The sequence below is a fragment of the Bradyrhizobium icense genome (assembly GCF_001693385.1).
Classification (GTDB): domain Bacteria; phylum Pseudomonadota; class Alphaproteobacteria; order Rhizobiales; family Xanthobacteraceae; genus Bradyrhizobium; species Bradyrhizobium icense.
In genome coordinates this window covers 5,988,418-6,015,412 of the sequence record NZ_CP016428.1, presented here as the reverse complement: position 1 = coordinate 6,015,412, position 26,995 = coordinate 5,988,418, and the positions used below count along the sequence as shown (strand labels likewise).

The 26,995-nt window shown below is 63.1% G+C and carries 18 protein-coding genes and 1 pseudogene; 10 read left to right on the top strand and 9 right to left on the bottom strand.

The annotated features are described in order from the left end of the window. The first annotated feature begins 48 nt into the window (after nucleotides 1–48). Complete coding sequence (locus LMTR13_RS28145) at nucleotides 49–1,083, top strand: AI-2E family transporter (RefSeq protein WP_065730613.1); 1,035 nt, start codon at nucleotides 49–51, stop codon at nucleotides 1,081–1,083. On the opposite strand, the gene LMTR13_RS28140 is transcribed toward LMTR13_RS28145, so the two are convergent. From LMTR13_RS28140 to LMTR13_RS28130, 3 genes and pseudogenes are all read right to left on the bottom strand, one after another. Further along, the gene (locus LMTR13_RS28140) at nucleotides 1,080–2,858 is read right to left on the bottom strand and encodes a metallophosphoesterase family protein (protein ID WP_065730612.1); all 1,779 of its coding nucleotides are present in this window, start codon (nucleotides 2,856–2,858) and stop codon (nucleotides 1,080–1,082) included. The genes LMTR13_RS28145 and LMTR13_RS28140 overlap by 4 nt on opposite strands. Before the next feature lie 37 nt (nucleotides 2,859–2,895). After that, a pseudogene (locus LMTR13_RS28135) lies at nucleotides 2,896–3,099 on the bottom strand (AbgT family transporter); the annotation flags it as partial. A 151-nt stretch (nucleotides 3,100–3,250) separates the two neighbouring features. Next, the gene (locus tag LMTR13_RS28130; protein ID WP_065733028.1) at nucleotides 3,251–3,772 is read right to left on the bottom strand and encodes a DUF1269 domain-containing protein; all 522 of its coding nucleotides are present in this window, start codon (nucleotides 3,770–3,772) and stop codon (nucleotides 3,251–3,253) included. 525 nt (nucleotides 3,773–4,297) lie between these two features. Between LMTR13_RS28130 and glsA the strand changes: the two genes are divergently transcribed. Continuing rightward, nucleotides 4,298–5,296, top strand: a complete 999-nt coding sequence (gene glsA / locus LMTR13_RS28125; RefSeq protein WP_065730610.1) for a glutaminase A — start codon at nucleotides 4,298–4,300, stop codon at nucleotides 5,294–5,296. Nucleotides 5,297–5,369: 73 nt separating this feature from the next. Next, on the top strand, nucleotides 5,370–7,019 hold the full coding sequence (locus LMTR13_RS28120) for an MFS transporter (RefSeq protein WP_236843179.1): 1,650 nt from the start codon (nucleotides 5,370–5,372) through the stop codon (nucleotides 7,017–7,019). Between the two features lie 193 nt (nucleotides 7,020–7,212). Here the strand turns inward: LMTR13_RS28120 and LMTR13_RS28115 are convergent, their stop codons facing one another. Continuing rightward, complete coding sequence (locus LMTR13_RS28115; protein WP_065730609.1) at nucleotides 7,213–7,398, bottom strand: hypothetical protein; 186 nt, start codon at nucleotides 7,396–7,398, stop codon at nucleotides 7,213–7,215. A gap of 42 nt (nucleotides 7,399–7,440) precedes the next feature. On the opposite strand from LMTR13_RS28115, the gene LMTR13_RS28110 reads away from it, so the two are divergent. The 3 genes from LMTR13_RS28110 (at nucleotide 7,441) to LMTR13_RS28100 (ending at nucleotide 10,679) form a co-directional block, all read left to right on the top strand. Then, nucleotides 7,441–8,004 carry an HdeD family acid-resistance protein gene (locus LMTR13_RS28110; RefSeq protein ID WP_065730608.1) on the top strand — a complete coding sequence of 188 codons (564 nt, stop codon included), beginning with the start codon at nucleotides 7,441–7,443 and terminating at the stop codon, nucleotides 8,002–8,004. Nucleotides 8,005–8,159: 155 nt separating this feature from the next. Next, complete coding sequence (locus LMTR13_RS28105) at nucleotides 8,160–9,533, top strand: metal-dependent hydrolase family protein (protein WP_065730607.1); 1,374 nt, start codon at nucleotides 8,160–8,162, stop codon at nucleotides 9,531–9,533. A 75-nt stretch (nucleotides 9,534–9,608) separates the two neighbouring features. Then, nucleotides 9,609–10,679, top strand: a complete 1,071-nt coding sequence (locus LMTR13_RS28100) for a linear amide C-N hydrolase (protein ID WP_065730606.1) — start codon at nucleotides 9,609–9,611, stop codon at nucleotides 10,677–10,679. A gap of 18 nt (nucleotides 10,680–10,697) precedes the next feature. On the opposite strand, the gene LMTR13_RS28095 is transcribed toward LMTR13_RS28100, so the two are convergent. Beyond that, nucleotides 10,698–11,639, bottom strand: coding sequence for a diacylglycerol/lipid kinase family protein (locus LMTR13_RS28095; protein ID WP_197520930.1), 942 nt, complete (start codon nucleotides 11,637–11,639; stop codon nucleotides 10,698–10,700). A 139-nt stretch (nucleotides 11,640–11,778) separates the two neighbouring features. After that, entirely contained in the window at nucleotides 11,779–13,071 is a 1,293-nt protein-coding gene (locus tag LMTR13_RS28090) for a hypothetical protein (protein WP_065733026.1), read from the bottom strand. Between the two features lie 76 nt (nucleotides 13,072–13,147). On the opposite strand from LMTR13_RS28090, the gene LMTR13_RS28085 reads away from it, so the two are divergent. After that, nucleotides 13,148–14,347 carry an MFS transporter gene (locus LMTR13_RS28085; protein WP_065730604.1) on the top strand — a complete coding sequence of 400 codons (1,200 nt, stop codon included), beginning with the start codon at nucleotides 13,148–13,150 and terminating at the stop codon, nucleotides 14,345–14,347. Here the strand turns inward: LMTR13_RS28085 and dgcA are convergent. After that, nucleotides 14,317–15,312 carry an N-acetyl-D-Glu racemase DgcA gene (gene dgcA, locus LMTR13_RS28080; protein WP_065730603.1) on the bottom strand — a complete coding sequence of 332 codons (996 nt, stop codon included), beginning with the start codon at nucleotides 15,310–15,312 and terminating at the stop codon, nucleotides 14,317–14,319. The two genes, LMTR13_RS28085 and dgcA, sit on opposite strands and share 31 nt — an antisense overlap. 138 nt (nucleotides 15,313–15,450) lie before the next feature. Between dgcA and LMTR13_RS28075 the strand changes: the two genes are divergently transcribed. From LMTR13_RS28075 to LMTR13_RS28065, 3 genes are all read left to right on the top strand, one after another. Further along, nucleotides 15,451–16,584 (top strand): MlaE family ABC transporter permease, encoded by a 1,134-nt coding sequence (locus LMTR13_RS28075; RefSeq protein ID WP_065733025.1) that lies wholly within the window; start codon nucleotides 15,451–15,453, stop codon nucleotides 16,582–16,584. Between the two features lie 2 nt (nucleotides 16,585–16,586). Continuing rightward, nucleotides 16,587–17,357 carry an ABC transporter ATP-binding protein gene (locus LMTR13_RS28070; RefSeq protein ID WP_065730602.1) on the top strand — a complete coding sequence of 257 codons (771 nt, stop codon included), beginning with the start codon at nucleotides 16,587–16,589 and terminating at the stop codon, nucleotides 17,355–17,357. A 110-nt stretch (nucleotides 17,358–17,467) separates the two neighbouring features. Continuing rightward, nucleotides 17,468–18,352: an MlaD family protein gene (locus LMTR13_RS28065; RefSeq protein WP_065730601.1), complete on the top strand. Its 885-nt coding sequence runs from the start codon at nucleotides 17,468–17,470 to the stop codon at nucleotides 18,350–18,352. A gap of 26 nt (nucleotides 18,353–18,378) precedes the next feature. On the opposite strand, the gene LMTR13_RS28060 is transcribed toward LMTR13_RS28065, so the two are convergent. Further along, on the bottom strand, nucleotides 18,379–21,042 hold the full coding sequence (locus LMTR13_RS28060) for a putative bifunctional diguanylate cyclase/phosphodiesterase (protein WP_065730600.1): 2,664 nt from the start codon (nucleotides 21,040–21,042) through the stop codon (nucleotides 18,379–18,381). Between the two features lie 329 nt (nucleotides 21,043–21,371). Beyond that, complete coding sequence (locus tag LMTR13_RS28055) at nucleotides 21,372–26,669, bottom strand: apolipoprotein A-IV repeat region-like domain-containing protein (RefSeq protein WP_065730599.1); 5,298 nt, start codon at nucleotides 26,667–26,669, stop codon at nucleotides 21,372–21,374. Nucleotides 26,670–26,995 lie beyond the last annotated feature (326 nt).

The window sequence follows — 26,995 nt, the reverse complement described above, 5'->3', positions numbered from 1 at the left end:
CGATACCGCTGACAATCTCGGGTTGTTGAACGGTCGAAGGAACCCAAAATGGGCTTCGGGCTAAAGACCACCACAGGAATCATTGCGGCGGTGCTGGTCGCGGCGGCGCTGGCTCAGGCGAGCCAGGTGTTCGCGCCGCTTGCGGCGGCATTGTTCATCATTGCAATTGTGTGGCCGATCCAGAAGAAGTTGCAGTCCTGGATGCCAAAACTTGCCGCGCTGGCGATCACCATCATCGCCACCGTGGCAGTCTGCCTCGGCTTCGCCTCGCTCGCAGCCTGGGGATTTGGTCGGGTAGGGCAATCGCTGCTCGCCGACGTGGCACGCTACCAGGCCCTTTATGCGGCGACGGTAGATTGGCTGGATGGCCACGGCGTCTCGGTTGCGGGCCTGTGGGCTGAACATTTCAACGTAAGCTGGCTGCTGCGCGCCACGCAATATATCACCGGACGGGTGAACACGACGCTCAGCTTCTGGGTGATTGCGCTGGTTTACGTGATGCTGGGGCTTCTCGAAGTCGAACACATCAGGCGAAACATCGAGCGGCTGGATAACCGTACCGCAGCACGCGTGCTGCTCGACGGCGGCGTGGCGACCGCGGCGAAATTCCGAAAGTACCTCTTGGTGCGGACGCAGATGAGCGCGGTCACCGGCCTGCTGGTCGGCAGCTTCGCCTGGATTACCGGTCTGCCATTCGCGTTCGAATGGGGCGTGATCGCCTTCGTGCTGAACTATATTCCGTTCATTGGCCCGTTCGTCGCGACACTGTTTCCGACCCTGCTGGCGATGACGCAGTTCGAGAGCTGGCCGGCGGTGCTCGGCGTCTTCATCTGCCTCAACATCATTCAGTTCGCGGTCGGCAGCTACATCGAGCCGCGGGTTGCCGGCAGCATGTTGTCGATTTCGCCTGTCGTGGTGCTGTTTGCGATCTTCTTCTGGACATTCCTGTGGGGCCTGTTCGGAACCTTTATAGGCGTGCCCATCACGCTCGCCATACTCACCTTCTGTGCCCAGCATCCGTCGAGTCGCTGGATTGCGGATCTGCTCGGCGGACCGGGGCCGGAAAAAGCCGGCAAGCTCTAGTCGGCCGTCTCGCCCTCGATCTCCACCCGCTCGGGCGGTAACAGGCCGAGACTGCCATCCTGGCCGGCGGTCAGCGAATGAATATAGAAGTACGTCGCCGCAGCGTCGGTCGCGCCCATCACGGGCGACGGAGCGGAGATGATTTTTAACTCGCCGCATGCGCCGATCCAGTCGATATGACGGTGCCCATGCATCACGACGGCGCGATCTCCCAATGCTTCCAATCTGCGGACGAACCAACTGCCGTTGATCAGCGCCGTTCCGACGCGCTCGGAAAACGCTTTCACCGGCATGGGATATTCCGTCAGGTGGTGGTGCAATGCGACGATCCAGCGCGCCCGTGGATAATGTCCGATGGCTGCCTCGAGGCGATGCGCCTGTTCGACGGATACCAGTCCGAGCGCATTGGTGAAGGAAAAGTGGGTCTTTGCATTCGAGTTCAGGATAGCTATTCCGAGGCCATCTTCCGGCTCCGGCGGCAGGATCATCGGAAACTGGTCGTCGAAGAGGCGGCGCAGCGCGGCGATACGGCGCAAACCTCCAAACTCAGCAACGGCCACGATCGCGTCGCGGTGGAGCGCCAGCGCCTGTTGCAGCGTAGCGGCCGGTCTCCCCTTGGCATTGACGACATGCACCCGTTCGCCCTGCACGGCCGCCATCGCTGACAGCGTCCGGATTTGCCGCAGCCGCTTGCCGGTGCTGAACGGCAGGTCGAGCCGGGCCGGGTTGGCGCGGTCGACGATGTTGACGTCGTGATTGCCTGGCAACAGGGTCGTGCGCGCGGCAAGCTCCGGGTGGCGCGCCAGCGCTTCGAGGACTAACGCCCATTCGCTGGCGCGGCCGGCGTCGGTCATGTCGCCGGTGACCAGCACGTGATCGAGCGGATTGCTGGCGTGGATGGCGGCCAGCCGCGCGAGGATTCGATTGAGCCGGCCATTGCCGCGCGGACCAGCCCGTCCGCTTTCGATGCGAAAGCCATATTGTTCGCCGATCACGTGAAGATCCGACAGATGCGCAACGCGCCAGATCCGGCCTTCCGACGAGGCGGTATCGAACATGGCAAGATCGAGCGGTTGAGGCATGCTGGCATCGGCAAAACCCCAAATCAGCGATGCGACGGCCAGATAGCCCGCCATCAGTACAACGGCGTTCGCAAGCGTGGGCACGGCGAGCCGATGCATCAGGATCAGATCGCTCCAGTTACCAGCCCAACGCGAGGCAGGCCAAGCGAGTATCGCGATCACCACCGCGCATGCGGACAACATGATACCGGCGCCGAGCGAATTGACGCTGCGCAAGCGCGCCCGGCCGTCAGGGGTGAAATTTTTCCCCGCGATCAGTTCCGTCACATGACGCAAGGCTTCGCGCGTAAACGCATAGCCGGGCTGCACCGCGAGTGCATTGAGCGACCAGAAATTGATCTCGGCGATCCGGAGCAGCGGGCGCCAACCGATCCATCCCACCGCGACGATCGCGGCCAGCAATAGCGCTGTGCCGACTTCGGTCAGCGCCGCAAGCTGTTCGGACAAGGTGGAGAACCAGGCCGAAGCCAGCAACGGCGCCAGACCGAGCAGCACCGACGGCAACAACAGCAAGACCGCCCAGGCGAACACGAGCTTCGGCAAACTGATTTCGACCAGCAGGCTTCCAGCGATTGCCAGCAGCGACCGCTGTCCCGGACTGGCGGCATCATCCTCGATATCGCCGTCGCGCGGATCTACCAGCATATTCGCTACGGCTTTGGCGACGTTTCGCTCGGAGATCGGGTTCGTCATTGCTCCATCCCGCACCTGTCGCCCGCGCCGTCTCGGGTTAAACGCCCCAAGGGAGGTCCAACAGGTACCACAAGATAAAAAGAAGTGTCCAAAGCGCTGACATCCAGAACACGTAAGGCAACATCAGCGCGAGGACGGTGCCAACGCCTGCCTTGCGGTCGTACTTCTGGGCAAAGCCGACAACGAGCGCGAAGTAGGGATCGAGCGGAGTGATCGAATTCATCGGCCCGTCGCCAACCCGGTTATGGCGGGCGTAGTGGACCTTACTGCTTCAGTCCTTGCTTTGGTGGCGCGGTGCATGACAGCCCGTCCTTGCTGAGCGCGCTCGGTGGAGGACCGGCCGCGGCATCGGTACCGCGGCCCGACGAGTCCCGCCGAACTGACTGCGAAAGCTACGCCGCGTTGGTCTGTGGCGGCGGCTGTTCGGCGCTCGCCTTCGCCAGCGCGTCACGAAGCTTCTGCTCCTTGGTGTCGTCGAGCGACGTCTTGAGCACGGTGCCTCCTGCATCCTGGATTTCCCGCAGCACCTTGTCCGCAGTCATGTTCTTGACGAGAACGAACAGCGCAGCGTTGCCTGGCTGCAGACTTGTCGAGAGATCCTTCATGAAGGCGTCGTCGATCCCGTAGTCGGATAGCGCGCCACCGAGCGCGCCGGACGCCGCACCCAGGGCGACACCCAGTATGGGATTGAGAAAGAGCACGCCGATCAGCAGTCCCCAGAAGCTGCCCGATACCGCACCCACCGCGGTCGTATTGACGAACTGATTGAGTTTGACGGGGCCGGCTTCAGTCTTCACCGCAATCACGGCATCGCTGATCGTGATCAGATATTCTTTCTGCAGTTTGAACAGGCGTTGCCGCACCTCTTCAGCCTTTGCTTCGGATGGATAGATGATTGCGATCAGATCTGACATCTTCGTATCCTCCAATTCGATGTGATGGATGGTCCGAGCCATACGCGACGCTTGAATGGATCAGCTCCTTTCTGCGGCAATGAAGCGAACAACGCGACTGTCGGGAAAACGGCCGACGAGGACGATCCCGCAGAGCCGTGGCTTGCCGAGGCAGGCAGCTTCAGCCGGCGGTGTACGGCATGGCTTTGACCGTATCACAACCTGCGAGCGAGTGGATCACGGTTCGCTGATCGCGCCCATCAAACCGTGACGGCTCTCGGTCAAGTTGGTTTTTAATTAGCCGACGTTTGTCGATGCATCGTCGGCGTGACCGCGATTTGTCACAAAGTTTTGAAGCCAAACTCATGCGCCACAAACCTTCTTTAAGGTTGTGTAGTTGACTCGGTACACTTTCGAGCGTTTGCTCCGTTCCAATGAGAAGAAGCTGAGGCGATCAACGATGACCGCTTATCGGCGTGCAATTCGTGTTGCCGAACGGCTCGACAATCCGCGAGCAGGATCGCTCGAGCCGGGTGGAGGTGTCCCATGGACTTGCCTTCGGTCTCGGAACAAACAGAACGGCCATATATCTCGACCGGACATCTGCCTGAGCCAGAGATGGTGCAGAGGCTGGTGTCCGACGCGCATCGGCGGTTCAAGTCGAACGGCGATGGGCACAATTCACAAGTCTATCCGGCGCTCGCGAGGGTTCCGAGAGAACTGTTCGGAGTCTGCGTCGTCGGCACCAGCGGGCGCATCTACGAGGCCGGCGACACCGAGTACAAATTCTCGATCATGAGCGTGTCGAAGCCGTTCGTGTTCGCGCTGGTTTGCGAGACGATCGGTCCGGAAGAGGCGCGCGCGAGACTTGGGGCGAACGCCACCGGCTTGCCGTTCAATTCGCTCGCCGCCATCGAGCAGGGCGGCGGCCGGACCAATCCGATGGTGAATGCGGGCGCGATCGCGACCACCAGCCTCGTGCCCGGCCTGACGGCGGAAGGCCAATGGCAATTCATTCACGACGGGTTGTCGCGTTTTGCAGGCCGCAAGCTCGCGCTCAATGAAGAGGTATATGCCTCTGCGTCGCAAACGAACTATCGCAACCGCAGTATCGCCCGGCTGCTGCAGAGCTATGACCGCATCTATTGCGACGCCAAGCAGGCGACCGATCTCTATACCAAGCAGTGCTCGCTGAACGTGAGCGCGCGTGATCTGGCGGTCATGGGCGCTACGCTGGCGGACGGCGGCGTGAATCCGGTTACCCGGCAGCGCGTGGTGGACGCTGCGGTCTGCCACTATGCGCTGACCGTGATGATTACCGCCGGCTTATACGAGACCTCGGGCGATTGGTTGTACGACATTGGCCTGCCGGGCAAGAGCGGGATCGGCGGCGGCATCGTCGCAGTCTCTCCCGGCAAGGGCGGCTTCGGCACCTTCGCGCCGCCGCTCGATGCGGCGGGCAACAGCGTGAAGGGGCAGCTTGCGGCGAAGTTCCTGTCGCAACGGCTGGGAATGGATCTATTCGTATCGCAACCGGAAAACTGAGGCAGATGCAAAGAGCGGCTTGATCGAGCCAACGGCCTAATCGATCCGAAACCGAGTGAATCGGGAGGACATCATGGCGACCCACTCGATACCGATCGGAGCAATCCGCGAAGGAGCGCGGGAGTCCTGGGTGCCGATGATCGCCATCGCGCTTGGCCAGATGATCATGTCCTTCAACGTCGCCTCTCTGCCGGTCGCACTCGGCGGAATGGTCAAGAGTTTCGGGGTGCCGCCGACAACGGTCGCGACCGGCATCGTGGCCTATTCCATGCTGGTGGCCGGCTTCGTCATGCTGGGCGCCAAGCTCGCGCAGCGGTTCGGCGCGTTGCAGGTGTTCCGATTCGCCGTCGTCCTGTTCTGCGCGTCGCAGATATTGATGACATTCAGCCCCACGGCGACGTTGATGATCACAGCGCAGGCGCTCTGCGGCGCGGCCGGCGCCGTGATCGTGCCGTCACTGGTGGCGCTGATCGCCGAGAATTACACCGGACGGCAGCAGGCGACGGCGGTGGGCGCGCTTGGCTCTGCGCGCGCGGCAGCCGGCGTGCTGGCGTTCATCATCGGCGGCGTGCTCGGCACCTATATCGGTTGGCGGCCGGCATTCGGCATCTTGATCGCGGTTTCCGCGATTGTTTTCCTCCTGAGTTTCCGTCTCAAGCGCGACTATGGCCGGCCAGATGTGCATATCGATGTCTTCGGTGTGGTTTTGGCCGCATCGGCGATCGTTCTCATCAGCTTCGGCTTCAACAACCTGAACGGATGGGGGCTGGCGCTGGCCACCGCCAATGCGCCGTTCGATCTGCTCGGCCTTTCGCCGGCGCCGATCATGATCGTTCTCGGTGTCGTGCTCGGGCAGGCATTCCTGATGTGGACGCATCGGCGTCAGGCGGCCGGGAAGACCCCGCTATTGGCGCTCGAGGTGATCGACTCGCCGGAGGAACGCTGCGCGGTCTATGCGCTGTTTGCCGTGGTCGCGCTGGAGGCGGCGCTGAATTTCTCGGTGCCGCTCTACATCCAGATCGTGCAGGGCCGTTCGCCGCTTGCGACTGCTATCGCAATGATGCCGTTCAATCTGACGGTGTTCTTCACGGCAATGCTGATCGTCAACGTCTACGACCGCCTGACGCCGCGGCAGATCGGCCGCTACGGCTTCATTCTCTGCACCATAGGCCTGGTGTGGCTCGCCTTTGTCGTACGTAACGACTGGAGCGAGGTCCCTGTGCTGATCGGCCTGGTTCTGTTCGGCATCGGGCAGGGCTCACTGGTCACGCTGTTGTTCAACGTGCTGGTCACCGCCTCGCCCAAGGAGCTCGCAGGCGACGTCGGGTCGCTGCGCGGCACCACGCAGAATCTTGCCGCTGCGGTTGGAACGGCGGTGGCGGGTGCGCTTCTGGTCGGTCTGTTGAGTACGATCGCACTCAGCAATATCGCGGCCAACCCCGTGCTGCCGAAGGAAATCCAGAGCCAGGTCGATCTCGATAGCATCACCTTCGTCAGCAACGACCGGCTGCGCAGCGTGATGGAAGGAACCACCGCGACGCCGCAGCAAGTCGAGGAAGCCGTGCGTGTGAACACCGAGGCGCGGCTGCGTGCCCTGAAGATCGGACTTCTGATCATGGCCGGTCTTGCGCTGCTGGCGATCATCCCGGCGGGCCGGCTTCCGAACTATCTGCCGGGCGAGATACCGAGCGATGCGCCCGGCAACCGATTGAGGTCCGGCTGATCAGCACGAGCTTGCGAGGAAAGGGGCGTCGCAAGAAGGAGAACAACAATGGATGCAATCGACCGTCGCACTGCGCTGCGGACTCTGGTGTGCGGTGCCGTGACTATCGGCCTGGCCACAAGCCTGCCACCAGGCATGGCCGAGGCGGCGCCGCTCGCGGTGCAGAAGGATCCTGGAAAGAACGCCGGAGATTTCAAGCTCGAGGCTCAAGGCCCTGGCACGCGGCCGCCCGGATCACCGGCTGGACGGCCACCGGGACGGCCGCCCACGCGGCCATCGCGTCCTCCCCCTCACTGGCATCGTCGTCGGCGTCGCCGTTGGGTCTGCTGGTGGCACCGCGGCCGTCGCCGGTGCGGCTGGCGATGGCGGTGATGGCCACGCTGCTCGAGGCTGCGATGAGACGTGAAGTGAGGAGGCTGACATGACCACAATTGACAATAGCTCGCCGATGGGCGTCACCAACCTGCCAGCGCCGCCATTCTGGATCTGTGTTCTGCTTGGACTCGCCTTGATGCTGGCCGGCTTCCTGGTTCTCGGAGACGTCATGCTCGTCACCATGATCAGCACCATCTTCATCGGCTGGGTCTCCATCATCGCGGGCGGGTTCGAGATCATCCACGCGTTCTGGACCAAGGGATGGGGAGGATTTGTGTGGCAGGTGCTTCTCGGCATCCTGTACATCTCCTTTGGCGCCGTGCTGGTGGGCCAGCCGGTCGCCAGCGCACTGATTCTCACCTACGTCCTCGGCCTGGTGTTGTTGATCTCCGGTTTCGTTCGCATCCTGCTCGGTATCAGCCATTGGCGAGAGGCAGGCTGGATCATGCTGCTGTCCGGCGCGTTCGGCGTATTGGCCGGCCTCGTCATCCTGACCGGATTTCCGATGACGGGCTTGTGGGTCCTCGGATTGCTGCTCGGTGTCGATCTGATATCCCATGGCATCGGGTGGTTGGCTTACGCGTGGCAGCCTACCACCCGAAGCGCGTAGCTCCTCCCTGCCTACTAGAGCGAGATGGCCTTTCTTCGAATCGTTATCTCGCTCTTTCTTTCTGTTTGAGCATGATCTCTGGCCAAACACCTTCCAACGTCGCTCGTCACAGTTGCGATATTTCTGGTTCTTGCCGAACTCAGCCGAGGTCTTCCATGTCTTGGCATCTAATCGTCAGAATCCTGGCAGTCGCTGCATCGACGGCATTGAGTCTCACGGCGGGTTTAAGCCCTGCACAAGCTCAGCAAGACGCGGCTGTAGTGTTTCAGAACGTCCGTATCTTCGACGGAAGGAGCGACCTGCTTTCAGGCCCGTCCAATGTCCTGGTCAGAAACAACAAGATTCAGAAAATTCTCCCGGCGGCGACCACGACCGATACTGCGCAAACCGTCGTCATCGACGGCGGGGGACGCGTGCTGATGCCCGGCCTGATCGACGCGCACTGGCACGCGATGTTGATCCGCCCAACGCCGGCGGCCGCCATAGCGGGCGACGTCGGCTACAACAATCTTCTTGCGGCTGCGGAAGCGACGGACACGCTCATGCGGGGCTTCACCACTGTTCGCGACGTGGGCGGGCCGAGCTTTGGGCTCAAGCAAGCCATTGATGAGGGCCTCGTCATCGGCCCTCGCATCTACCCATCCGGTGCCATGATCACGGTCACCAGCGGCCATGGCGACTTCCGGCAGCGTTCCGACCTGCCAAGAACGATCGGTGGCATGCTCACGCGCATGGAGCAGATCGGCGGCAGTATGGTCGCGGATAGTCCCGACGAGGTGCGCGTGCGCGTGCGCGAGCAGCTCATGCACGGGGCGTCGCAGATCAAGTTGACGGCGGGCGGCGGAGTGTCATCGCCGTTCAGTCCGATCGACGCTGTCACCTTCACCGAGCCCGAACTGCGAGCCGCGGTCGAAGCGGCCGAGAACTGGGGCACATATGTAGCCGCGCATGCCTTCACGTCGGCTGCGATCCAACGGGCGATCGCCGTTGGCGTGAAGTGTATCGAGCACGGGTTCCTGATGGACGATGCAACCGCCAAGCTGATCGCCGAGCAGGGCGTTTGGCTGAGCTTGCAGCCGCTCCCCGACGAGTTGAGGCAAGGCTTTTCCGAGGGTTCAGTCGAGCGAGCCAAGGCGGATGAGGTCTGGCCGGGCATAGGCAGGGCATACGAGTTTGCGAAGAAGTACAAGCTCAAGACGGCATGGGGTACTGATGTTCTGTTCTCCCGCGCGCTGGCCCAGCGCCAGGGGGCAATTCTGGCCTCGCTTGTCCGTTGGTACACCCCCGCCGAAGCACTCGCCATGGCGACTGGGACGAACGGCGAATTGCTGGCGCTATCCGGTAAGCGCAATCCCTATCCGGGAAAGCTCGGCGTGGTGGAGGAAGGAGCGCTGGCTGACCTGGTGCTGGTTGACGGAAATCCAATCGACAACATCAAACTGATCGAGGATCCCGCCAGGAATTTCCTCGTCATCATGAAGGACGGGAAGATTTACAAGAACCTCGTTGCCAGCGGCAGGCTAAATTAGACTAGCTGACGTTCCATCGTGCCCGGCTATCAGTCGCCCGCTCGGCTATTGGGGGGATCGTTACAGGAGAGCGTCATGTCCACACGCAACAAATCGCTCGCGGCAACTCTGTGCGCGAGCATGTTAGCCGGCTCCATACCTCTGCCCTTGATCCACGCTGAGGCCTGTACCCGCATCGTCTATCTGGGGGCGAACGACGAAGTGATCACAGGCCGATCAATGGATTGGAAGTCCGATATCGCCACCAATCTCTGGATATTCCCGAGGGGGATGGAGCGCAGCGGAGAAGCCGGGCCGAACTCGTTGAAGTGGGTTTCGAAGTACGGCAGCGTGATTGCCTCCGCCTTTGACATTTCGACATCCGATGGATTGAACGAAGCGGGATTATCCGCCAATATTCTGTGGCTTGCTGAATCCGAATACCCGGTTTTCGATCAATCAAAACCCGGCCTTTCCATTGCGGCATGGGCGCAATACGTCCTCGACAATTTTGCGACGGTCGAAGAAGCGGTCAACGTTCTTCGACGGGAGCCGTTCACGATCGTCACCGACACCATCCCCGGTGACACGCGGCTGGCGACCCTTCATTTGTCGATGTCAGACGCTACCGGTGACAGCGCGATCGTTGAATATATCGGCGGCAAGCAGGCCATTCATCATGGCCGCCAGTATCACGTGATGACCAATTCTCCGACCTTCGAGCACCAACTGGCTCTCAATGCGTATTGGAAGGAGATCGGCGGCACGGTCATGCTTCCCGGAACGAACCGTTCAGCCGACCGGTTCGCGCGGGCATCCTTTTATGTAAACGCAATACCGAGGAATGAGGACCCCGTCATCGCGCTGGCGAGCGTGCTCAGCATCATGCACAACGTGTCGGTCCCTTATGGGATCGCTACTCCAGACGAACCCAACATTTCGTCGACGCGTTGGCGCACCGTGGCCGATCACAAACGCAAACTGTATTTCTTCGAGTCCGCCCTGACCCCCAACACGTTCTGGGTCGATTTGAAGGACGTGAATTTTGCACCGCAGACGGGCAAGGTCATGAAGCTCGATCTGGGTAAGGATCAACGGAACGTCTTCGCCGGGAACGCGGTGAGGCACTTCAAGGAGACAGCACCGTTCAAATTCCAGGGTCTGTAGCGACCGTGACGAACTCGCCTACGGCCGCTTGACCGCCGCCATCTTCAGGTGGAACGGCAGCATCGTGATCGACATCGGCAATTGTCCGATGCTTTCGCCGTCGACATCGGCGCGGACCATCCGATCGCTGTCGATGGTGACCTGCGTCGCGTGGCGCCGCGAGACTTTCGGGTGCGCCAGATAGCTGCCGTCGCCGAGCCTGGGGACGATCTTGGTCAGGGTCTCCCAATGCCCGATGTCGCCGACCAGGATCAGATCGAGCTTGCGGTCGCCGGGGTCTGCGCCCGGCGCGAGCATCAGGCCTTCGCCAGCGCCGTCGAAACTGCACAGCATCAAGGACCACATCGCCAGGTTCTGTTCGGCCTCGTCGTCGATCCTGATACGGTAGGGACGCGGACTATAGGTCAGCGTCGTGAACGCCGTCATCAGCACGTAGCTGATCGGGCCGAGTCGCTTCAACAGTGGCACACGCTGAGCGCGCCAGGAAATCGTGGCGGCGGCGCCGACGATGGCGAGCACGAAGCCGTAGCGCGTCACTTGATTGCCTTCATAGCCTCTGGCGTCGGCGCGGAACACATCGATGTTGCGCGTGTGCCCCATGGCGATGGCCTTGCTGGCCTCGGCGAGGGAAAGCTGGCCAAAGGAGCGGGAAAGTTCGTTCGAGGTGCCAGCCGGCACTTGCGCCAACACGAGGTTGGGCGCGATCGGGCGATCATCCGCGATCACGCCGTTCATCATCTCGCTGAAGGTGCCATCGCCGCCGACCGACACCAGGCGGCGATACCCGGCCTCGACTGCTTCCCGCGCCAATTGGGTGGCGTGATTGCGCCCGCGCGTCATCGCAACATCCGAGGACGCGAGCGGGCCAAGATGTCGTTCGAGTTCAGCGCAAATCTGTGGCCACCGCTTGCCGCATTTACCCTTGTTCGCCATCGGATTGATGATGATTTTGGTTTTCACGGCCATCTCCGCAAGGAGGCAATTGCGCCAGCTTGATCTCGGCGAGGAAGTGAAGCAACCGGAAAGCGAACTATTCGCAAGTGCAACAAAAATGCTGCAGGCGCGTCATGGAAGCCGGTGAGCTTAAGGTGGCAGCGCGTTACGAGAAGAACGCGATCTTCTCGGCCTGGCTCATGCGCCGGATCGGCGCCAGCGGGTCGTTGGCCGCCGTGATCGGCTTTCGCAGCATGCCGCTCGCGATGAGCGTCGAGCCGAGCGACATTTCTACGGCCGCCACGGGCGCCGGTGCGGTTGCGGGCGGCGGAGGCGGCTGAACCGTCTGTTGGACCGGTGGCGGCGACGGCGTGGTGACCGGTTCGGGCGCTTCAGCGACGATCTCAGGGGCGATCGGCGCAGGCTCCGCCAAGCGGACCTGCTCAGCTACCGCTTCGGCGATTTCCTCGTCGCTGATTGGGTCCGGCGCGCCCATCTCCATCGCGATCATGTCGAGGATCGCCTCGTCTTGCGCATCAGCGTCCCGGGCCGAATTGTCTTGGGTGGCCGTGGATTGGACAGGTGCGTCTTGCACCGAGGTATCTTCCCCCGATGCCTCCTGAGCGGGCGCGGTCTCGGCAGCGAGCGGCGTTTCCGCTTCCGTCAGCATGGCTTCCGCTGCGGCCGCCGCGGCCAGCGCGGATGCGGCCATCGAAGTGAATGGCGTCTCAGCCGCTCCCGGTGCTTCCTGCGCGAAGGCTGTTTCCGCTCCCGGCGGCATTTCCTGCGCGGCCGGGAATGGCGCAGTCGCCGCCTCGGGCTCGGTAGCCGGTGCGCTGCCGTCGTCCCCGAATTCCACAAGCCGGTCCTGAAGGGCGGCAAAGGCAGCACGGAGGGCTGCTCTTGCCTCCTCGGAGGAGAACTGGTCGGTGCCCCTTTCGATGACGGTAACCTGCGAATCGATCAGGTCGCAAATTCGTCCGTCATTGCCGATTTCCCGCAACCGCCAGGCGATTTCGCGCAGCACCCGCGCGCCCTTGCGGACCGGCGCCAGCCGCTGTTCCAGGGCGAGGCTGTCGAGCGCCTCGACCGCCGATTCCTCGGCCGCCTCGACCGCGCTGCGGATGGCGGCGAGCGCCTCGGTCAGGCGCTCCTGCGCCGCGGTAGCTGCAGCGACGGCCTCGGCCGCCTGCTGCGCCGAAAGCCCTTCCTCCCGCTGCAAATTTGCTTCCCGCTGAAGGTTCTCTTCCCGCTGGGCGGTGAGGCTTTGCTCGATCCGCGCCACCGCGTCCAGCACCATGCGGGTGTCGGCATTGCGGTTGCGTTTGGCGTATTCGGTCAGGAACCAGCGGCCCCGCGAAGTCTCCATGAAGGCTTCGGCGATCGCAGCATAGTCCTCCTCGCTCGGCAGCGCGGCGCGTGCTGAGATCGGCGATAGGGCGAATGCTTCGTCGGCCATGTCAAACTCTTCGCGCAAATCAGCGCGCATTGCGATAACGAAACAACACGATATTGACCGAATCGCAATTGAATTGATGCCAAGCGAATCACAAATCCCCATCGCTTCTCAAGACGCATCGAGGCGATTCGCGACCCGGGTTGCCCTGTTTTACGGCACGCTGTTCGGCATGACCGGCACCCATCTGCCGTTTTTCACGGTATGGTTGAAGGCGGTTGGGATCGATGCGTTTTGGATAGGGCTGATCACGGCCGTGCCTCCGGTGACCAGGTTTACGGCGCTTCCGCTGGTGACGGGCTTTGCGGAACGGCGCCAGGCCTTGCGCGGCGGCATCATCGTGACCGCCTTTGCCACCGCCTTGGGCTTTTTCGTCCTCGGCACCCAGCATTTACCGGTGCTGGTGTTCCTGATCTACGGGCTGACCTGCTGCCTGTGGACGCCCATGGTGCCGCTCACGGATGCCTATGCGTTACGGGGGGTGAAACGCTACGGCCTCAACTACGGACCGTTGCGGCTATGGGGCTCGGCCGCCTTCGTCCTCGGCGCGCTGGTCTGCGGCATGCTGTTCGATCTCATCGCCGCCCGAAATCTGATCTGGATCATCGCCGGCTCGGCGGCGCTCGGGGCGCTCGCCAGCCTCGCGCTGGAGCCGCTGGACGATGCCAAGCTCGCTCGGCCGGCCACGGGCGACGCGAGCGCGCTGCTGCGCGACGGCGGCTTCATCGCGATCATCGTGGCCTCGGCGCTGATCCAGGGCAGCCATGCCGCGTATTACATTTTCGCATCGATTGCCTGGCAACAAGCGGGGTTCGACGGGTTGACGATTGCAGTTCTATGGGTGCTCGGCGTGATCGCCGAGATCGTGCTGTTCGCCCTGTCGCCGCGATTCAGCCTGCAGCCGTCGATGCTGGTGGTGATTGCGGCGCTGAGCGCAGCCGCGCGTTGGGTTTTGACGGCGCAGGACCTGCCGCTCGCTGTTCTCGCGATCGTTCAGCTCGCGCATGCGCTGAGTTTTGGGCTGACGCAGGTCGGCATCATGGGATTGATGCTGCATCACGTGCCCAGCCAGGTGATGGCGCGGGCACAGGGCTATCTGACCGCCTGCGGCGGCATCGTCGCCGGCCTCGCTTCGGTCGCGTCAGGCATGATGTATGAGAACTGGGGACAGGGCATCTATTACGTAATGGCGGTGATGGCGGCGCTTGGCGGGCTGGTAGTCTGGCTGGCGCGGGTGCGGCTCTCGCATCAGCCCCACAAGGCGGCTTCCGGCGGATAGACCAGGCTCCCATGGTAACGCAGCCCGCCATCGCGGTCGCGCGCCAGCAACAGGGGACCGTCGAGGTCGACGAACCTGGCCTGTTGCGCGAGCAGCATGGCTGGCGCCATCGCCAGCGAGGTCGCGACCATGCAACCGATCATGATCTCGAAGCCTAGAGCTCGGGCGGCATCCGCCATTGCGAGCGCCTCGGTGAGCCCGCCAGTCTTGTCGAGCTTGATGTTGACGGCATCATAGCGCGCGCGCAGGCCTTCGAGCGAAGCGCGGTCGTGCACGCTTTCGTCGGCACAGACCGCGATCGGACGCTTGATGCGCGCCAGCGCCTCATCCCGCCCGGCGGGCAAAGGCTGCTCGACCAGCGTGATGCCGGCGTTGGCGCAGGCGACGAGGTTGTATTCGAGGTTGTCCGGCGTCCAGGCCTCGTTGGCATCGACGATCAATTCGGATTCGGGTGCCGCCTTGCGGACCGCCGCAATCCGCGCGTCATCGCCGTCGCCGCCGAGCTTGATCTTGAGCAGCGGCCGGTGCGCGGCCTTGGCGGTCGCCGCCGCCATTGCGTCCGGGGTACCAAGCGAGATCGTGAAGGCGGTGGTGCAGGGGCGTGGCGCCGGCCGGCCGAGCAGGGTCCAGACCCGTTGACCCGAGTTCTTGGCTTCGAGATCCAATAGCGCGCAATCCAGCGCGTTGCGAGCAGCGCCGGCGGGCATTGCCGCCTGCAGGGCTGCTCGGTCCAGTCCCTTGGCAAGGCGTTCCTGCATCGCATTAAGGGCTTCAAGCGTCGCTTCCGCCGTCTCGCCGTAACGCGGGTAGGGCACGCATTCGCCGCGCCCGGTACGGTCCCCCTGGCTCACGGTGGCGACGACAGTAACGGCCTCGGTTTTGGCGCCGCGGCTGATGGTGAACGCGCCTGCGATAGGCCAACGTTCGATGCTGACGGCAAGCTTTCGAGATAGGCTGGAAGTCATTTTAAAATCTGGCAATTTTCTGAACCGTAAGCTTGCCCGCCGCTACCAACTATGGCTGGTTAGGGGCAGATTCGACAAGGCGGTACGGCGTGCGGAACCCTAGCGTTTTGCTTCGGTATCGGCCGAGGGGTGGGCATTTTGAGCAGCGACCCGACATTGGAGCGGATAGCCAGGGGCAACGGGCTGGCACTGTGCGCGGCCGGCTCCTGGACGGCGCGCTTTGCGCCGGTGCTGGAACGCATGGTCGCCGACGCCGAGAAGCTCAGCGGGACCCGTCCCAACATCTTGATCGACGTCTCGCAAGTGTCGAAGCTCGACACGTTCGGCGCCTGGCTGATCGAGCGGTTGCGCCGCAGCCTGACCCAGGGCGGCGTCGAGGCAGAGATCGCCGGGCTCTCGGCCAATTATTCCAGCCTTGTCGACGAGGTGCGGCGGGTGAAGGCCGAGCCAATCGTCGAAACTGACCGGGTAACGATATCGGGCATGCTGGAGCAGATCGGCCGCGCCGTGGCCGGCATTGGCGGCACCTTGATCGGGCTGATCGACATGCTCGGCGCGGTGCTCGCCGCGGCCGCACATGTCCTCATTCGCCCCCGTAATTTCCGCCTGACCTCGACCATCCATCATCTGGAGCAGGTGTGCTGGCGTGCGGTGCCGATCGTGGTGCTGATCACCTTCCTGATCGGCTGCATCATCTCGCAGCAGGGCATTTTCCATTTCCGCAAGTTCGGCGCCGACATTTTCGTGGTGGACATGCTGGGCGTGCTGGTGCTGCGCGAGATCGGCGTGCTGTTGGTGGCGATCATGGTAGCCGGCCGCTCGGGCTCGGCCTACACCGCCGAGCTCGGCTCGATGAAGATGCGGGAAGAAATCGATGCGCTGCGCACGATGGGTTTCGATCCGATCGAGGTTTTGATCCTGCCGCGGATGCTGGCCCTGGTGCTGGCATTGCCGATATTGGCGTTCCTCGGAGCGATGGCGGCGCTTTACGGCGGCGGGCTGGTGGCATGGCTCTATGGCGGGGTCGAGCCCGAAGCGTTCCTGCTGCGGTTGCGCGATGCCATCTCGATCGACCATTTCATCGTCGGCCTCATCAAGGCGCCGGTGATGGCGGCCGTCATCGGAATCGTCGCCTGCGTCGAGGGACTGGCGGTGCAGGGCAGCGCCGAGTCGCTCGGGCAGCACACCACGTCCTCGGTGGTGAAGGGAATCTTCTTCGTGATCGTGATGGACGGCGTGTTTGCCATCTTCTTTGCGTCGATCGGGATGTGACCATGGTGGGCGAAATCTCCGACGCCATCATCCGCGTCCGCGACATCACCGTGCAGTTCGGCAAGACGCGGGTGCTCGACGGGCTCAATCTGGACGTCAAGCGCGGCGAGATTTTGGGATTTGTCGGTCCCTCCGGCGCTGGCAAATCGGTGCTGACGCGCACCATCATCGGTCTGGTACCCAAGCTCAGTGGACGGATCGAGGTGTTCGGCGTCGATCTCGACGCGGCGAGCGCGTCCGAGCGCCGCGGCATCGAGCGCCGCTGGGGCATCCTGTTTCAGCAAGGCGCGCTGTTTTCTTCTCTCACCGTGCGGCAGAATATCCAGTTTCCGGTGCGCGAATATCTCAACGTCTCGCAGCGGCTGCTCGACGAAATCATGGTGGCCAAGCTCGGCATGGTCGGCCTGCGGCCCGAGGTCGCCGACCGTTATCCGTCCGAGCTTTCGGGCGGCATGATCAAGCGCGTGGCGCTGGCGCGGGCGCTCGCGCTCGATCCCGAACTTGTGTTTTTGGACGAGCCGACCTCGGGCCTCGATCCGATCGGCGCCGGGGATTTCGACGAGCTGGTGCGCACCCTGCAGCGTACTTTGGGCCTGACAGTTTTCATGGTAACCCATGATCTCGACAGCCTTTACACGGCCTGCGACCGCATCGCGGTTTTAGGGAACGGTAAGATCATTGCAGCAGGATCGATTGCCGACATGCAGGCCTCACAGCATCCCTGGCTGAGGCAATATTTCCACGGCAAGCGCGCCCGCGCTGTGATGGGTTAGGGTCCCCCAAAAGTGTGATCGGTTTTTCGGATCAGACCGTGCTCAAACATGAGATAATGACGGGTCTATCGGCGACGCTGGATAGATCTGATTTCGGAGTACCTTGAATTATGGAAACACGGGCGAATTACGTCCTGATCGGGGCCTTCACGCTGGCGGTGATCGCCGCCGCGTTCGGCTTCGTGCTGTGGTTTCAGAGCCTGCACACCACCAAGCTGCGCAGCCCGATCCGCATTGTATTCGAAGGTCCGGCGTCCGGGTTGCGCAACGGCGGCAGCGTCAACTTTAACGGTATTAGGATAGGGGAGGTTGTTTCGGTCAAACTCGACAATCCGCGGCGCGTGGTCGCACTCGCGATGGTCGAGAACAACGCGCCGATTCGGAAAGACACGCTCGTCGGTCTCGAATTCCAGGGGCTGACAGGTGTCGCCGCCATCTCGCTGAAGGGCGGCGAGGAGAGCGCTCCTGCCGTGCCGCTCGATGAGGATGGCGTCCCGATGCTGACCGCCGATCCGAGCGCGCTGCAGGATGTCACGGAGTCGATCCGCGCCACATTGCAGAACGTCAACCGGCTTGTCGCCGACAATCAGGAATCGGTGAAGAACTCGCTGCGAAACCTCGAGACCTTTACGGCCGCACTCGCGCGCAACTCCGAGAAGATCGACAACGTCATGCTCAGGGTCGATGGCGTCATGGGCAAGGCCGACAGTCTCATGCTCGGGCTGAACACGATCGCAGGCGGCGCTGCCGGTGGCGAATTGAATCTCATGGTGAAATCGATCCGCGAACTGGCCGAGGATTTCGACAAGCGATCGGGCGCACTGATGGCCGATGGCCGCCGCACGCTTTCCGACATCAGCCGCGCCGTGAACAATTTCGACCGCAACCCGACCCGGGTGATCTTCGGGGGAGGCAGCAGCAACAGTCAGGCGGCGGCCCCTCCGCCAGCGCCGGCGCCACCGGCGAGGACACCGAACGGGCAGAAGCGGCAGTAGGGGGCCCTCATGGCCTTTTCGGGCGATCAACTAGCCGTTCTGAGCCGGACGCCGGCGCCGGCTTTCATATGCTCGGCATACAGCTCCGCCTTGTGCGGATGGCCGATCAGATAGCCCTGCATATCGTCGCATCGCTCTCGCATCAGGATCGAGAGCTGTTCGTTGGTTTCGACACCTTCGGCAAGCACCGGGACATTGAAGCCGTGAGCGAGCCCGATCACGGCGCGCACGATCGCCAGTGAGGGCGCACTCGACGCCAGCGACATGACGAAGGAGCGGTCGATCTTGATCCGGTCGAGCGGAAACGCTTGCAGGTAAGACAGAGACGAGTAACCGGTGCCGAAATCGTCGAGCGCAATCATGACGCCAAGCGATTTGAGAGATTTGAGCGTCAGACTTGCGCGCGAGATGTCCTCGATCAGTACGCCTTCGGTGATCTCCAGCTCGAGCCGCGATGGCGGCAGGCCGCTCTCGCGCAGCGCTCGGCGCACCTGGTGCTCCAGATTTTCGCGGCGAAATTGCGCCGCTGAAACGTTCACCGCAATGCGCACGCTCTCGTCCCATGATGATGCCTGCCGGCAGGCTTCCATCAGAACCCATTCGTCGATCTTCGCGATCGAGCCGCTATCCTCGGCGACCGGAATGAACTCGCCGGGTGTCACCAAGCCACGCAGCGGATGCTGCCAGCGGACCAGCGCCTCAAACCCGGTTATCTTGCCATCCCGGTGACGCTGCGGCTGATACTCGAGGTAAAGTTCGCCGTTCTCGACGGCGGAACGTAAATCGTGCTCCATCGCGCGGCGGTCGCGCAACTGCCGGTCCATCGCACTGGTGAAGATGCGCGTCACCCCGCGCCCTTCGTGCTTGGCGCGATAGAGCGCGGCATCCGCGTTGGCCAGCAGAGTGGCCGGGTTGTCGCCATCGCGCGGGTAGAGCGCCATGCCGATGCTGAGGTCGATCTCCAGCGCGTGGCCGTCGATTTCGATCGGGTGCCTGAAAGCTTCGCGCATTCTGGCCGCCAGCAATTCGCCGGCTCCGGGCAGCGGTACCTGCTGCGTGAGGGCGATAAATTCATCGCCGCCAACGCGCGCGACATAGGCTCCCTGCGCAGCCTGCCGCAGCCGGCAGGAGACCTCCCGCAATAGGGCGTCGCCCATCGAATGGCCAAAGAGGTCGTTGACCTCCTTGAAATGATCGAGATCGATGCAAAGCACGACAAAGCTGCCGCGAGCTTCTTCCGAATGCTGGATCAGCGCGGAAAGGTGAGCGTCGAACGCGCCGCGATTGGGTAGGTCGGTCAGGAGATCGTGCGACGCCAGATACCTGACCCTCTGTTCGGCGCGGTTGCGCTCCGTTACGTCGAACGCCACCGAAACCATACCGGCCTTGCCCTGATACGACAGCGGCCGCGCTTCAATGACGACCTCGATGAGGTTGCCGCCGGAAGTCTTGTGGATGACGGGTTCCTGCGATGTGCGGGTCGGCTCCGCCGGAGCGCAGCCGTCTGCGCTGAGGTCGTGTTCTGACATCGAGAGCAGTTCTTCGCGGGAATAGCCGTAGTGGCTGCACATCGCGGCGTTGACCGCCAACAGCCGCCGCGCGTCCGCATCTGCCACCCACATCGGCAGCGGGTTCTCCTCAAACAGCAGCCGGAATGAAGCCTCGCTGCGTTTGAGGTCGGTAATGTCGACTCGGATCCCGATGCTGCCGCCGTCCGCTGTCCGCCGCTCCTCGATGCGGGTCCATCTGTCTCCCGGCAGTTGCTGTTCGTGGGAGCTTTGCGGCAGGGCATGGCGGGCCATGCGTTCCCTGAACCATTCTTCCTCCCGCCCGACGGCGTCGGCATATTGGTGATGCGTCAGCCCGGCACGAAGAATGTCTTTGAAGTGGGCGCCCTGAACGATGGCCGCCGCGTTGGAAGCGTAGAGCTTGGGGTATTGCCGGTTCCACAACACTAGCCGATCGTCCTTGTCGAATATCGCCAATCCCTCTGGCACGACGTCCAGCGCTTCCGTCAGGTAGGTATGCGCGGCGCGAGCCCGCTCTCCCTCTTCGGCAAGTCTGGCCTGAGTTTCGATCAGCCGGACGAAATTGCCGAAGTTCGTGTTGATCATCCGGACGAATAGAACCAGCACAAGGGCGAGATTGATGCCGATACAAACCAGAAGTGGCTCGCCGGAAGCGAGCAGCCGCATCGCGAGTGGCAACCCCGTAATGAGCAGCGTCAGGCGGGACGCCGGTGGGAAGCTGCCGAGACAATAAGCGGCGCCGATGCAGCCCATGAAGACGAGAAGCGAGATCGGTGCGCGAAGCGCGGGGTCCACGGCCTCGATCAGCGCCAAGGTCCAGATCAGAAACCCGGCGGGCAGGGCGGCGGAAAGAATCCGCATGCGCGCCAGAAACCGGTAGGAGTCTTCCGGTGTAAGTTCAACCCCCCGCATCCTGATCCACTGGATCATCCGGATGATGCTAACGGTCAGGAGCACGCCGGGCAGGGTAAATCTCAGCCACCCGCTTACGGATGAGGGCAAAACGAAGCCGATGCTGATACTGTCCAGCAGCAGCACGGCATAGAGGATCGGAACCTGGTTGGTGAGGATGCGGAACTGTTCGCTCACGAGCGCGCGGCCGTGCGGCGTCGAGCATTCGCCGACGGCAAACAGGCTTCGCGCCCTGGAAATCAAGTTCATGCCATCTCGTCCCGACACGGATCGGGAAACTAAGCCGCAATCAAGAATCTCTCGTAAATACTCTTGGTAGCAATGAACTTAATCGACGCGGAATCGTACGCTCTTCCACGAGATGTACGTTGGAATCCCGCAAATCTTCAGCTCGTACTGCGGATGGCACCGTGGTTTTACGGAGAGGCGTTTGGCGGATCGGACTACGCGATGCGGTGGGCGGAACGCATGCGCGCGCTGCAGGCATGCGAGGCCGCCGGTCGTACGCTCCACCCGCGCTGAAACGAAAAACGGAGGCATCACTGCCTCCGTTTCGTGTTCTGCACTCGGTCTGGGCCTTACCCCAGCCGTCCCGCTGCGTGCGCGAGCAGGGTGTAGACCAGCCCGGTCTCCGAGGTGAGGTGGCCGCGCAGCGCCTGCGGCCCGCGATCCTCGCGTGCAACTTCGTCCAGGAGCCGTTCGAACTCCGCGATATAGCGGTCGACCGTCTGCTTGAAGCTGCGGTCGGCGCGATACTTGCGGGCGACTTCATCGAACGCCTTCTGGCCGGCCGGCGTGTAGAGGCGTTTGCTGAACGCCTTGCTCTCGCCGCGCTGGTAGCGATCCCACATTTCGGCGGCGAGGTTGCGATCCATCAGCCGGCCGATGTCGAGCGACAGCGACTCCAGCGGATTGACCGGGGCCTGCGGCGAGCGGCCACGGGGAGCCTCGCGTCCGGTACCTGCATCGGTGCGGTGGAGCAGGTCGGACAGCCATCCGTCGCGTCCGGCATCCTGGCTCACCGGACTGACCGGCGGGGCTTCGGCGCGGCGCGGGGCCGGCATGCCGAGATCCGGCGGCGGTAGCGTCGAAGCGCTGCCGGCGTCGCGCATCCGCACTTCGTTGCGGCCGCCGGCGGCCGCTGCCATCACGGGCTCTTCCTGGCGTTGCACGCTGGCGCGGCCGGAAGTCACAACGTCGAGGCCGCGGCCGTGATGCGCGACGATCCGGTTGAGCTCGGCAAGTGCCTCGATCTGGTCGACGATCACCTTGCGCATCTGCGCGGTGTTGTCGGCCGCCTCCTGCGGCATCTCGAGCACGCCGCGGCGCAGCTCGTTGCGCGTCGCCTCGAGCTCCTGATGCATCTCGGCCGCCATCTGCTTCATCGACTGCACCATCGCAGCGAACTTCTCGGTCGATTGCTTGAACATAGCATCGGTTTCATGCGTGCTCTGTTGGTACAGATCGTTCATGGCGTCGAGGGTCTGCTGCCGCTCGTTTTCGGCCGCAGCGCGCACGGCTTCGAACTGGCGGCTGATCGCGGCCGATCCTGCGCCGGCGGTTTCCGCCACGACGCGCGCGATATCGCGGGCGCGTTCTTCCGCCGCGGCGAGCGATTCGTCGAGCAGGCCGGTGAAGCGCGACAGCCGCTGGTCGAGATCGGTGGTGCGCAGGTCGATGGTGGTGACCAGCGACTCAAGTTGAGACTTGCGATCGGCGACCGAAGTCGTGGTAGAGCGGTTGGCCTGCTCGACCACCGCCGCGGCTTCCACCAGTTCCTTGCCGTGTTTCTCGAACTCGCTCGACAGTGCGCCGAGATCCTCCAGCGCCTTCGTGCTCTTGGAGTTGAACACGGTCAACTGGTCTTCCAGCGTCTGGGTCGCGACGCCGTTGCGTGCGGTAACGTCGTTCATGGCGGATACGAAGTCGGCCACGCGGGTCACCAGTGCGCGTTCCAGCGAGTTGAGATTGTCGTGGGCGCCCGTCAGCACTTCCTGCAGCAGGATGTTGCCTTCACGCAGCCGCTCGAACAGCGCCACCGTGTCGGTGCGCAGGATCTTGCTGGTCTCCTGCATTTCGGTGACGGCGGCGATCGACACCTGACGCGACTGGTCGATGGCCGAGCGCGACGCCTGTTCGAGGTCCTTCAGCGACTTGGCCACCGCGCCGGTGGCGAGGTCGCCTGCGGTGGTAATCGTGCGCGCGACTTCCGAGCCGTGGGTCGACATCGATTGCGAGAACGCCTGGCCGCGGGTCTCGATCGACTTCAGGGCGTCGGCGGTGACGCGGTCGATGTCGGTCGCCAGTTGCGTGGTCCTGCTGCTGAGCGCCTCGACCAGCGAACCGCGGCGGCTGTCGACGATCTGCGCCAGACGGTCGGTCTGCTGCTGGACGTAGGTGACGATTTCGTCGGTCTTGCCGGTCATCGTCGAGCCGAAATTGCTGCTCGCGGCGAGCACCGAACGTTCAATGTCGGCCGAGGTCGACTTGACTTTGGAGTTGACCTCGTTCGTTGCGGCCACCAGCACGCTCTGCGCGTTTTGCGCGGTGGTCTGGATGGTATCCGTCGTGCTGGCGGTGACAATGCCGAGCGAACGCTCCATGTCGGCGGCGATCGCCTTGATCTGGTTGGCGGCCTCGGCAGAGGTCGCAGACAACGAGTTCTGGGCTTCGCGCGCGGTGCCGAGGATGGAGGTCGCGGTGTCGGTGCCGACCGAGGTCAGCGTGCGTTCGACGTCGATCGCCAGCGACTTGACGTGGTTGGCGGCTTCCGTGGACGCCGTGATCAACGTGTTCTGGGCCTCGCGTGCACCCGTCGTGATCGACTCGGCGGTGGCATTGCCGGCCATCGAGAGCGAACGTTCCATGTCGGCGGCGAGCGCCTTGACCTGGGTCGACGCGTCGGCGGACGCGTTCATCAGGGTATTCTGGGCCTCGCGGGCGCCTGCCGTGATCGCCTCGGCGGTCGCCGTTCCGGCGAGGGACAACGAACGCTGTACGTCGGCCGCAAGCGACTTGACTTGATTGGCGGCCTCGGTAGAGGCGGCGACCAGCGTGCTCTGTGCTTCACGGGCACCTGCGGTGACGGCCTCGGCGGTTGCCGTGCCGGCGACCGACAGCGAACGCTCGACGTCGGTGGCGAGCGACTTGACCTGGCTTGCGGCGTCGGCGGACGCGGTCACCAGCGTGGTCTGCGCCTCGCGCGCGCCGGCGAGAACCGATGCGGCCGTGGCATCGCCGGCGGCCGAGAGGGTGCGCTCGACGTCGGCGGCGAGAGATTTGATCTGCGAGGCAGCCTCGGAGGAGGCCGACACCAACGTGGTCTGGGCATCTTTGGCGCTGGTCAGGATCGAATTGGCTGCGCCGGTGCCGACGGCGGTGAGGGCGGCCTCGACCTCGGCCGAGGTCAGCTTGAGTTGTGCGCCGACATCGGAGGAAACCGTCAGCAGCGACTGCTGCGCGGTACGCGCGCCGGTTTGGATGGTCTCTGCGGTGTTGACGACGAGATTGGTCAGCGAACGCTCGGCGTCCTCAACATGCGACTTGATGCCCGAGGACAGCATTTCGGCGCGCGACATCAGGTCTTCGCTAGCCTGGCGGCCGCTGCTTTCGATCCGGCCGGCCACGGCCTCAATGCGCGAGCCGAGCAGATCCTCGAATTGCGCAACGCGGGTATCGATGTCCCCGGCGATGGCGCCAACCCGGGTCTCGACGCCGTTGGCGATATCGCCGACGCGGGTTTCGACGCCGCTCGCGATGTCGCCGACTCGCGTTTCAATGCCTTGGTGAATTTCCTGGAATCGCGCTTGGATGGTGTCAGTCAAGTGGGCGCTGCGGCCGTCGATGGTTTCGGTGACGTTGGCAATGCGATGGTCGATCGCTGCGATTGCCTGCGCGGTACCGTCGGTCAACGAGGAGGTGAGCAGGGTGAGCCGCTGGTCGATTGACTGGATTGCCTGCGCAGCGCCATCGGTCAACGAGTTCGACAGCGTGCCGAGGCGGTCATCGATCGTTTCGGTGACGGACTTCGCGCGGGTATCGAATGTCGTCTCGAGCGATTTCAGGCGGCCGTCGATGGTCTCGTCGAACGACTTGATCTTGCTGTCGAGCGAAGCGTCGAGGCTGCTGACGCGGGTGCCGAGCTGGGTTTCGAACTGCAGCAGCCGCTGATCGAGGGAAGCGGTGATCTCGCCGCTGTTCGAGACCATGCGGGTGTCGAAGGTGTCGACGTAATTCTTCAGGCTGTCTGATATCTCCTGGGTCCGCTGCCCCATGCGCTCGACGATCTCGCCGCCGAAGGTTTTGACAGTGCGGTCGAACTCCGAGATATGCCGCGTGATCAGCGCACCGAGCGTGCCGCTGTCGCGGGCGAATTTTTCTGCAAGCTCCGAGCCCTGGTTCTTCACCAGTTCGTCGAACGCGCTCATCTGCAGCGCGAGACTGTCGTGCGCGTTCTCGGTCTGGCTGATCACCTTGGCGACCAGCGTATTCACCGTGACGTCAAGCGCGTCGCTGGCCTTGTCGCCGGAGGTAAGGATGCGACTCGCCAGCCGGTTGCCGGCATCATCGATCTTGCTGACGAGATCGCCCGACCGCAGCTCGAGCTCTAGCAAGAGCGAGTCGGAGGAATTCTTCAGGGAGTCGTGGACCTGCTCGGTGCGGTCCGAGATGCCGTCGACGATGGTCGAGGAGCGCTGCTCGAATTCGCTGGTGATGCGGTCGATGCGCTCGTTCAGCACCTCGTGGACGCGATCGGCCAGATCGACGAATTCGTCGTGGACGTGCCCGGTCTTGAAATTGAGGCTGGTGGTCAGCCGCTCGGAGGCGTCGAGCACGGCGCGTGTGGTCTCGGCGCTGGCTTCTTCCAGACGATCGAGCAGGTCGCCGCCGCGCTCGCCGAGTGCGAGGATCATGTTGTCCCCGGCATGGCTCAACGCGCTCGTGATGTGCTGGCCTCGCTCTTCCAGCGCGCCGGTGATGCTTTTTGCGACCTCGTCGACGCGTGAAGCGATCGCGTCCGAGATCAGCGCGATGTCGTGGCGCAAGTCGATCTGGACGCCGGAAATGGCACTGCGAACCTGCTCGGCCTGGCCGACCAGATTGTCGCGCTGATGCGCGATGTCCTGCAGCAGTGCCCGAATGCGCACTTCGTTGTCGGTATAGGCGCGCTCGAGTGCTGCGACTTCATTGGCGACCAGCGTTTCCAGTTCGCCGGCGCGTGCGATCGCGCGCTCGACGCCATCGCCCATCGCCGCGACCTCGCGGCGGATCGCCTGGCCGACGGTCACCATGGAATCCGCGGCTGCTCCTTCGGGCTCGGAGAAGCGGATCGCGACCTGCGCCATCGACTGCGCGATCATCCGCATTTCCTGGCCGCGCCAGGCAAGGCTGGCGAGAAAATAGAACAAGAGCACCGGCGCAAAGAACAACGCCGCAAGGCCAGCCAGCACCAGCACGCCGCCGCTCTGTCCGATCGCCGCCTGCAGCGAAGGCAGGAAGCTGACGGTCAGAAGGGCGCAGCCGAGCACCCAGACGCCGCCAAACGCGGTCGCAAGCGTGTAGACGCTGCGGGCAGGATGGTTCTTCTGGATCGCCTGCAGAATCTGTCCGATGGTTTCGCGATCGTCATTGGCGGCGCGACGGGGGCTGCGCGGCTCTTCGATCGGATCGAACGTCGGTCGCTCGGCGCCTGCGCGCGTGTCGAACTGCATTTCTGAGTAAGGTGGTGCGGCGGTGGGCATGCTCGGCGGCGTGAGTTCGCCGCCAATCGAATTTCGGCTGCTGTCGACGGTCGTGTCGCTGATGTTGAGCGCTTCCTGAATGGCAGAGAGCGCGACTTCAGTGGGATCTTTGACCTTCTTCGGATTGTTCGCCATGTCAGTCCGAGCCCTCTTAAACTTTGCGCGTCCAGCCGTTCTTGCAAAAAACCCCCGCAAGCTCGAAGCCGGATTCATGCCCCCGCGGACGCAAGCGTACCCGTCGGCAGCTTGTCCGCACCCGTCCGCGAACATCCTATTGGTTGAGCGATGCGAATGAAATGGCCGCGATTAAGACATTCTTAATCATCGTTAACAGCTTTGTCCCTTAAGACCTTACGGATACACAAATTTCTGGAACCGGATTGGCGATCCCGGCAGATTACGGGCGAAAATGGGGCAAAGCTGCGGCAAATTCTGAGAACGTTCCGTTAACCGATGCCGTG

Coding starts and splice junctions, on each gene's coding strand:
- LMTR13_RS28130 (WP_065733028.1), bottom strand. CDS start 3,772: ATGTCAGATCTGATCGCAATCATCTATCCATCCGAAGCAAAGGCTGAA.
- LMTR13_RS28060 (WP_065730600.1), bottom strand. CDS start 21,042: ATGAACTTGATTTCCAGGGCGCGAAGCCTGTTTGCCGTCGGCGAATGC.
- LMTR13_RS28055 (WP_065730599.1), bottom strand. CDS start 26,669: ATGGCGAACAATCCGAAGAAGGTCAAAGATCCCACTGAAGTCGCGCTC.
- glsA (WP_065730610.1), top strand. CDS start 4,298: ATGGACTTGCCTTCGGTCTCGGAACAAACAGAACGGCCATATATCTCG.
- LMTR13_RS28140 (WP_065730612.1), bottom strand. CDS start 2,858: ATGACGAACCCGATCTCCGAGCGAAACGTCGCCAAAGCCGTAGCGAAT.
- dgcA (WP_065730603.1), bottom strand. CDS start 15,312: ATGACTTCCAGCCTATCTCGAAAGCTTGCCGTCAGCATCGAACGTTGG.
- LMTR13_RS28100 (WP_065730606.1), top strand. CDS start 9,609: ATGTCCACACGCAACAAATCGCTCGCGGCAACTCTGTGCGCGAGCATG.
- LMTR13_RS28105 (WP_065730607.1), top strand. CDS start 8,160: ATGTCTTGGCATCTAATCGTCAGAATCCTGGCAGTCGCTGCATCGACG.
- LMTR13_RS28110 (WP_065730608.1), top strand. CDS start 7,441: ATGACCACAATTGACAATAGCTCGCCGATGGGCGTCACCAACCTGCCA.
- LMTR13_RS28070 (WP_065730602.1), top strand. CDS start 16,587: ATGGTGGGCGAAATCTCCGACGCCATCATCCGCGTCCGCGACATCACC.
- LMTR13_RS28145 (WP_065730613.1), top strand. CDS start 49: ATGGGCTTCGGGCTAAAGACCACCACAGGAATCATTGCGGCGGTGCTG.
- LMTR13_RS28085 (WP_065730604.1), top strand. CDS start 13,148: ATGCCAAGCGAATCACAAATCCCCATCGCTTCTCAAGACGCATCGAGG.
- LMTR13_RS28090 (WP_065733026.1), bottom strand. CDS start 13,071: ATGGCCGACGAAGCATTCGCCCTATCGCCGATCTCAGCACGCGCCGCG.
- LMTR13_RS28065 (WP_065730601.1), top strand. CDS start 17,468: ATGGAAACACGGGCGAATTACGTCCTGATCGGGGCCTTCACGCTGGCG.
- LMTR13_RS28120 (WP_236843179.1), top strand. CDS start 5,370: ATGGCGACCCACTCGATACCGATCGGAGCAATCCGCGAAGGAGCGCGG.